We start from the raw sequence: 7,419 nt of genomic DNA, 5'->3' as shown, positions 1-7,419 counted from the left end.
GCCCAGTGGCGGTCATCATATGCGGCGAAATCCTGCTCATACCGCGCGAACATGCCCCCCAGCGAAGACGTTTCCGAAACCGAAATGGTCGGACCGACAAGCGACATCAATAAGTCAGTTCTTGACATTCAAGCGGCCCCCCGCAGCGACGTGACGAGCCCGTGATCCGGCGGAAAAAACACGCGCGATCGATATTTTGGATAGATCCTGAGCCAGAAGCCCCAACAGCTCCTTCAACCAAACCTTAAATTCTTATGGATCGTCCGAAATATTGGGATGCGGGTGGCTCGGCTAGCGTAAAGTCTCCGCGGACCTTCACTTGCGAGATTGTGTGCTTGCGTGGCGCGCGCTTGCCGGCGAACCGGCTGTTAAAGGTCTCTGCCTTGGATCCGAGCTTCGACAGGAGCGCTCATGCAGACTTCCAGCAGTAGCACCCGTACGAGACCACCGACCGCCCTATCGTGAGCGATCGCCGGTTTTCGTCAGATCTCGCGTGCTTGTTTAATGATAGGACTTTGATAATGAAGTACTTTCGCAGGTGTGGAAGGAGACACCTGGGTCAGGTTCTACACCGGAGCGCCCTCACGACATCGGCGGCCCGTCGAGCGATACAAAAAGCAGACGGTCTCCAAGTAGAGGAACGGACCTCCGCCGCCGATGTGCCGATAGGTCCCCGGGAAAGATCCACTGTCCTGTCGCAGGACGACGAGGCATCATCGGTGCCCCCGCCGGCACACCCTACGCTTGATCGTCTCTATGCGTTGCGTTACGGCTTCAGCCTTCCTGATTGCCGTCCCTACAAATCCACAGGATCCTGACGATAACGGCAAGCAGTTGCGCTATCCGGCTTTCGCTATGCGGACGGGCTGACGATGCAATACTTGCCGTGGCTAAGCCGCTGCCTGTGATTCAAACAGTCGGGCGTAGCGCCCGGATCTCGGTGGCTGTGACGGCCGAAATGACACGATGGTCGCTCTGCCGGCATGCGCCAGCACGTTTTGCGTGACGCGCGCCCGGTATCGGATTCCAGCCTTCGGCAAATGTCTTGAGCCCCCGACGCTCCTAAGTTTTCAGCAGTTCGACGGTTTTTCGAAACACGCGCTCCAACAGTTCCCTTTCGCCGCCAAGGCTCAAGGCATAACGTTGACCGGCTGCCGCCACCCGTTCGCGCAACTCCTGATTTTCCCAAGCCTCCCGGATTGCACTTCGCAATGCGTCCGGATCCTCGGGTGCCACCAAAATCGCCTGCCCGGACCTGAGCAACTCAGAGGCCCCCGGGCCCTCTGACGTAATCACGCATTTACCAAGGTACATGGCGTCCAGATAGGTGCTGATGCCTGAGGCGCAAAGGTTTGATTTAAGCGTCGGGATCACCACGACCTTGGCTCGGGCGAGATTGCGCACGAGATCTTCGTCAGAGCCTGTATCCGCAAGCAACTCAAGATTGGACGGAAGATTGTCCGGCGTCCATGCGAAATCGGCGGCGCGATTCTCGAATTTCCAAAAGCTGAACTCCGGGATGGCTGCCGGGTACGGAAGGCGCGAGATCGCCTCGATGAACGTCCCGTAGTCTCTTTGGGAGATTCCCATTGTGAATACATATGTCTCCTCGACATCAAGCGACGCCGGGCCGGCATTCCAGATATTGACCTTAAAAGGGATGTAGGCGCTGCGATCGCGACCTATTCCGTAATCAAGTTGGTATCCGCGGAGATCCTTGAAATAATGAATAAAGTGATCGACCCGAGAAAGAAGCAAACGTTTGAAAATGAGCGCTGTTTTCTGTTTACGACTCTGCGCTTTCCGAAGAACAACATCGACCGCGACGATGGGCTTTCGTTTCCACGGGAATAACAAAAAGTACAAGACTAGCCTAAAGATGACAGAAAGCGTGCCGTTGATAACAATCGCGTCAGCGCTCGGAAGCGCCGCAAGAATCTCGCGGATTCCTACCGCGCGTATCAGCCGCACTTCCTCTCCACCCTCCAGAGTGAGGCACTCGGGGATGTTCTCAAAGTCAGTCACCAGACGGAGGCTCGTGTCCGAATTTTGCATCTCTCGGGTCGGCTATCTACGAATTTGACCAGCGGCTTGAAAAGGGATCGACAGAATCTAATCAGCTTGAGAGCCGGCGTCCATCGATTCACGGCATGGCGCCCTCACCATCGTTCGTTGACCGGAAGCCGCCCGCTAGGGGTCGCTCCTGCGCTTGGCGCGGCCCGGGATTCGTCCACATGAGACGGCAATGCGCGCACGCGCAGAGGCTTAAGAGACCCGCGTTGGGACTCTTCGTGCCAGGCGGAACTAGGAGCGCACTTCATGGAACAAACGGTGCGGTGGCATCCAGCCTTCTTGGCACTGAGAGGCGCTTCCATCGGTCGTCAGAAACTCCGGCTGAAAATGCGCGGCGCTACAAATTGTCGATGTCGACCACTAACGCTAAGCTTCTGCCTTACATTCGTCGGTTCCTGGCGCTCGAAGCCAATCGCAAAGAATAAGGTACGGTGATCAGCACCACAATGCTCAGTTCGGCGCGAGCGGTCGGACTTTCATCGGCCCCTTTCGCCCATTTCAGCCTGCCCGCCGGAATGCGGCTGTGCGGAGGAAATCCGGTATGTCTTGCTGAGAAACACGCTGGCCAGGAGCGCCATTAAAACGCCGCCGCCTGGTGCGGCCAGAAGAGCCACGCTCCAGCCATACAAGGGGGCGAGGACAGCAAAAGTGACGAGCTCACCGACTATTGCCAACATCAGGATGAAAATCATAGCTGGTTCCGTGAAATCATACGCGGAAAAACCAAGGCAACTAGGTTCCTGAAGAACTGGTCAAGGCGCCGTTGTCCAAGCCGCCGCCCAGCCTGCAGTAATTCTGAGCACACTGCGACAATAGTTTTCCAAGGTAGGCCCTGCCCGCAATAATAGCTAGCGCCGCAGACAGTTCATTGACGCCAATCAGCGCCCCCGCATCCAACTTCGGCAGGCTTTCGAACGTTCGCTCGCACTACGATGAACGAACCGCGCAAGTGGCGGACGACATTAGCCCTCCCTTCGCCGCATGGTCAAGGTAGCGGACGCCGCCGCACCACATTTTCGCCCGCGGCAAACTCCTTCGGAAGGGCGACCCGTCTTTACGCTGGCGGACGACCACATGTCCGATCCCGATGATCTTCCATTCGCCTATCCGGAGATAGTGGCGAATGTGGCTGTGGTGCTCCTTTCATGAGGGTCAGAGCACAGAACCTTGACGTTCTCGCCTTCAATCTCGTCGGCTCCCCGAGCCGAACACCCATGAACCGTTCGGCGTGCTGGCGGTTCGCGAGGCAATCTATCTTGGTGGCCAGCGCGAGCCTCTCGTTCTCCCGCTCTACAGCTGCTGAGAAAAACCGCCTCACGAACCGCGCACGGCCTGGAACATAATCTGCCGTCTCATCTCTGGCAAATCGCCGGAACGCGCGAACGACTTCGCCGGCGCAGGATAAGATGCAGCATGACTGAAACGCTCTAGCGCCTGCAACTGTTCGTGTGGCCGGGTCGGATCCAGACTCTGATATGGCAGTGGCGGGGGATAAAGAACATCTATAGCCGTTTCTGAGCCTCAACTATGAATTGATTCGACCGCGTCCCGGCCGGCAAGGGCTCAAGACCGGAAGCTCTGAGCAACTCCTGGAATCCAGCACGGGTCTGAACGGTCTCGCAATGGCCCCGGATCCGAAATTGCCTGCCGAAGATGCGTAGCGAGCCACTGTTCAGTGCGACGAAACAGCAGAAGGCCAGATCCCGTACCCGCCCCCTGAAGAGATCCTCGCCGATCCGCTTAGCCAGCATGCCAGGTGGGTGCAATGCGGCCCAGAATTTCCCGCTAGGCCGCAACACTCGGGAAATTTCTGCTAGGGCGATGGGTATATCCATGTAAGGCATAGCGACTCGCGAGAATACAAGGTCGAAACTTGCATCCGGAAAAGGCAAGTGCTCCCCAGTGCCGAGGACCAGGTGAATATTGCTCCCTACGATTTCCCGTCCGGCCATTATCGCCTCTATGTCGGGGTCCACGCCCCAGGCTTCGATGGTCGGGTCCAATCGAAGAGCCATCAAAGTCTGCCCCATGCCACAGCCAACATCCAAAATGCTCGTCGCTGTACGTGGCAGCGGAGGAAGAGAGTGGCTTGGATGCATGGCATCGAGAGCAAAGGCCAGCTCTCGACGATGATACTCCATCCCAGCGCTCATGGCTCGCTCCAGAACACGGTTGATGTCCAATTGGCGGCTGCAAAGGAAAGTCAACTGGCTCTGTGTGCAGCTGTGCCGCACATGACAGGATACATCTTCGTGGAGCACCTCTCAATCGTATGACAGTCCCGTGCCGCCAATGTTGGTGGGCGAACCGCCTAAAAGGCTGTTATCTGAATCGCAACCATGTCTTGATCGCATACGCCCTGGGATCGAGAGAGCCAGTTTCACAAACTGCTGTGCGGGCTTTGATATTGCGGAATGCCCCCACCTCGTCGTTGTCTCTAGCTGCCTCTCTCTTCGGTTTTCTCACAGCCTTGCTGGTGGGCCAGTCGGCGGTACTTCGACCGCGTTGGACCGCGGGCGTGCTTCTAAGTATGAAGGCGCACCCTCGCCTGAATCGGGGTCTCCGCAACATTAGGTAGAGCTAAATTAGCAAGTCAATATATCATATTTGCGGACCTGTCGTACGTCTTTTGGATGAGGTAGCGGCCATTTCGGCCCATGCGTGACCGACCTAATTGTCATCCTGGGACGCCAGTCAACGGGAACGCAGCGCCGATGAACGCTCGATCTTTTGTATGGCTAGCCGGCCTAGGTTCCGGCACTGTGCGACGGCCCAGTTATGCCACAGTCAAGCGTGCAATGGATTTTCTCTTTGTCGCGCTTGCAGCTCTGCCTGCTATTATATTGATAGCCGCATGCGGGCTTGCAATCCTGCTCCTGATGGGCAGGCCAGTTTTTTTTGTCCAGAACCGAACAGGCAAGGGAGGACGCATCTTTCGGATGTACAAGCTGCGCAGTATGCAATGCCAGTCCAGCATCGTTGTGGCCACAGCCATAAACGATCCCCGCGTAACGCCCTTCGGTCGGTTTCTGCGCCTTTCGCATCTCGATGAGCTGCCACAGCTCTGGAACATCGTCAAAGGCGACATGACTCTGATCGGGCCTAGGCCCGAGCAGCCGAAGTTGGTGGAAGTTTACCGCGCCGAACTGCCCGGTTACGATCTCAGGCATTCGGTTGTTCCGGGGCTAACGGGGTTTGCCCAAGTCTACTACGGCTATGCAGCCGATGTAGAGGAAACGCGGATCAAGCTGGAGCATGACTTGTATTATGTAACCAATTTTGGTCCGACGATCGATCTGAAAATCCTGGTGCGGACCATGCTGGTCTATTCGAATCTGACCTATGCCCGTTGAACTTTCCTGGGGCGCCGATTGATGCTCAAAGGGGCGAAGCTTACGGCGTTGTGGGCTGCCCGATCTGTAGGCGGCTGTGCCGCACTGCGTGGGAGCCGATGGCGTAGAGAGCGCCTCCTGATACTATGCTATCACGGCATCTCGCTGGCCGACGAGCACTGCTGGAATCCGGAGTTATTTATTCCCGGCCATCTGTTCGAAGAGCGGTTGGCGGCCATTAGCGAGCAGGGATACAATGTACTTCCACTCAATGATGCGCTTAATCGACTATATGCTGGCGAACTTCCCCCTCAGTCGCTTTGCCTCACTTTCGACGATGGTTTCCATGATTTTGCAGCCGTCGCCTACCCCCTGCTCAAGAAGTATGGGATTCCGGCCACGGTGTACCTGACGAGCTTTTACTCTATGTATCGGCGACCAGTGTTCGATCTCATGTGCAGTTATCTGTTGTGGAGGGCTCGCGACCGCACTCTGGAGATGGCTCGGCTCCGCATCGCAGGGCGCTCGGTCGCTCTTGCTCAGCGCGGCGTTCGGCAAGACGTAGCGGCCCACATATGCCGCTTCGCGAATGRGAGTGGCTATTCCGCCGACGACAAAGACGAGCTTTTGTGCAGACTCGCTTCCGAACTGGGCGTCGACTACCACGCCCTTGTCGCTTCCCGCATCCTCCAGATTATGTCAGCGGACGACTTGGCAGATCTCGATCCTATGCTCGTGCAAATCGAGCTGCATACCCACAGACATCGTGTTCCGCTCGACAAAGCTCTTTTCCAGCGCGAGATCCGCCAGAATCGAGATTACATTGGCCACGCCACGCAAAGACCAATGGTCTCGGCCCATTTCTGTTATCCAAGCGGCGTTACAAGCCCCATCTTCCTTCCTTGGCTGCGCGAGCTTGGGATACGTTCCGGAACCACCTGTCGCCCCGGCCTCGCTTCCCTAGCCGACGAGCCGCTCATGCTACCGCGTTTCCTGGATATGTGCGGGGTCTCGTCGTACGAATTCGACGGTTGGTTGAGCGGGCTCGCGAGCAAAATGCCCAGGCGTCGGCTCACTGATCCAGAGCCGACGGCGAGCGGTATCCTTGTTTGATGTATTGTCGCTCCTCGAAGAGGCGATCGGGGAGCCCCAGCGAGCGATTCGGTGATCAAATGCGAGCCGGAACGAGATGAATGGCGGGTCGCAGCGGGCAGCCGAGGGCACCGACATGGTCGCGCAATTGTAGGAAGGAATGCCGGCCTGCAGCTGCTTTGCAAGGACTGGGAGGGGTCTACGACATCGCGGATATGTTGCCAAGGCATGTTACGGACGGGCGCTTCGGATGAAGGTTCTGGTCACCGGCGCGGCCGGCTTTATCGGCTATCACGTATCGAAGCGCCTGCTGGAGCGCGGCGACGAGGTTGTCGGCATCGACAGCGTCAACAGCTACTACGATCCGCAGATCAAGGAAGCGAGGCTGCGGCTCCTGGAGGAAATGAGCCGGAAGACCAATGCGGGCTATCATTTCATCCGCGGCAATCTCGCCGACAAAGGCGTGGTCGATGGCTGCTTTGCCGACCACGCGTTTGACCGAGTGATCCATCTCGCCGCCCAGGCCGGGGTTCGCTACAGCCTGGAAAACCCGCACGCCTATGTCGAAAGCAACATCATCGCCTACACCAACATGCTCGAGGCCTGCCGCGGCAGTGCCGTTGCGCATTTGACCTATGCCAGCACCTCGAGTGTCTACGGCGCCAACACTGACATGCCGTTTTCCGAGCATCGGCCGGCCGATCATCCGCTGCAGTTCTACGCCGCGACCAAGCGCGCCAATGAGCTGATGGCGCATAGCTACAGCCATTTGTTCGGGCTGCCGACGACCGGGCTTCGCTTCTTTACGGTGTATGGTCCCTGGGGGCGTCCGGACATGGCGCTTTTCCTATTCACCAGAAGCATTCTTGCCGGCGAGCCGATCAAGCTGTTCAACAACGGCAACCACACGCGCGACTTCACC

6 protein-coding genes are annotated in these 7,419 nt (G+C 57.5%); 3 read left to right on the top strand and 3 right to left on the bottom strand.

What is annotated here, in order from left to right:
- Nucleotides 1-1,062: 1,062 nt before the first annotated feature.
- The 3 genes from AC1DZP_RS35260 to AC1DZP_RS35250 form a co-directional block, all read right to left on the bottom strand.
- The gene (locus tag AC1DZP_RS35260) at nucleotides 1,063-2,025 is read right to left on the bottom strand and encodes a glycosyltransferase (RefSeq protein WP_477308866.1); all 963 of its coding nucleotides are present in this window, start codon (nucleotides 2,023-2,025) and stop codon (nucleotides 1,063-1,065) included.
- A gap of 524 nt (nucleotides 2,026-2,549) precedes the next feature.
- Nucleotides 2,550-2,765 (bottom strand): hypothetical protein, encoded by a 216-nt coding sequence (locus AC1DZP_RS35255; protein WP_477308864.1) that lies wholly within the window; start codon nucleotides 2,763-2,765, stop codon nucleotides 2,550-2,552.
- Nucleotides 2,766-3,575: 810 nt separating this feature from the next.
- Entirely contained in the window at nucleotides 3,576-4,226 is a 651-nt protein-coding gene (locus AC1DZP_RS35250) for a class I SAM-dependent methyltransferase (protein ID WP_477308862.1), read from the bottom strand.
- Between the two features lie 645 nt (nucleotides 4,227-4,871).
- Here AC1DZP_RS35250 and AC1DZP_RS35245 point away from each other — a divergent pair.
- The 3 genes from AC1DZP_RS35245 to AC1DZP_RS35235 form a co-directional block, all read left to right on the top strand.
- The gene (locus AC1DZP_RS35245) at nucleotides 4,872-5,426 is read left to right on the top strand and encodes a sugar transferase (RefSeq protein ID WP_477308860.1); all 555 of its coding nucleotides are present in this window, start codon (nucleotides 4,872-4,874) and stop codon (nucleotides 5,424-5,426) included.
- 21 nt (nucleotides 5,427-5,447) lie between these two features.
- Complete coding sequence (locus tag AC1DZP_RS35240) at nucleotides 5,448-6,518, top strand: polysaccharide deacetylase family protein (RefSeq protein WP_477308858.1); 1,071 nt, start codon at nucleotides 5,448-5,450, stop codon at nucleotides 6,516-6,518.
- Between the two features lie 229 nt (nucleotides 6,519-6,747).
- A partial coding sequence (locus AC1DZP_RS35235; RefSeq protein ID WP_477308856.1) for an NAD-dependent epimerase/dehydratase family protein occupies nucleotides 6,748-7,419 on the top strand: 672 nt, incomplete at its 3' end.

Source organism: Mesorhizobium sp. P2_F8, from assembly GCF_056403655.1.
Note: the sequence above shows the minus strand (reverse complement) of the source record. Positions and strands in the feature narration are given on the sequence as shown.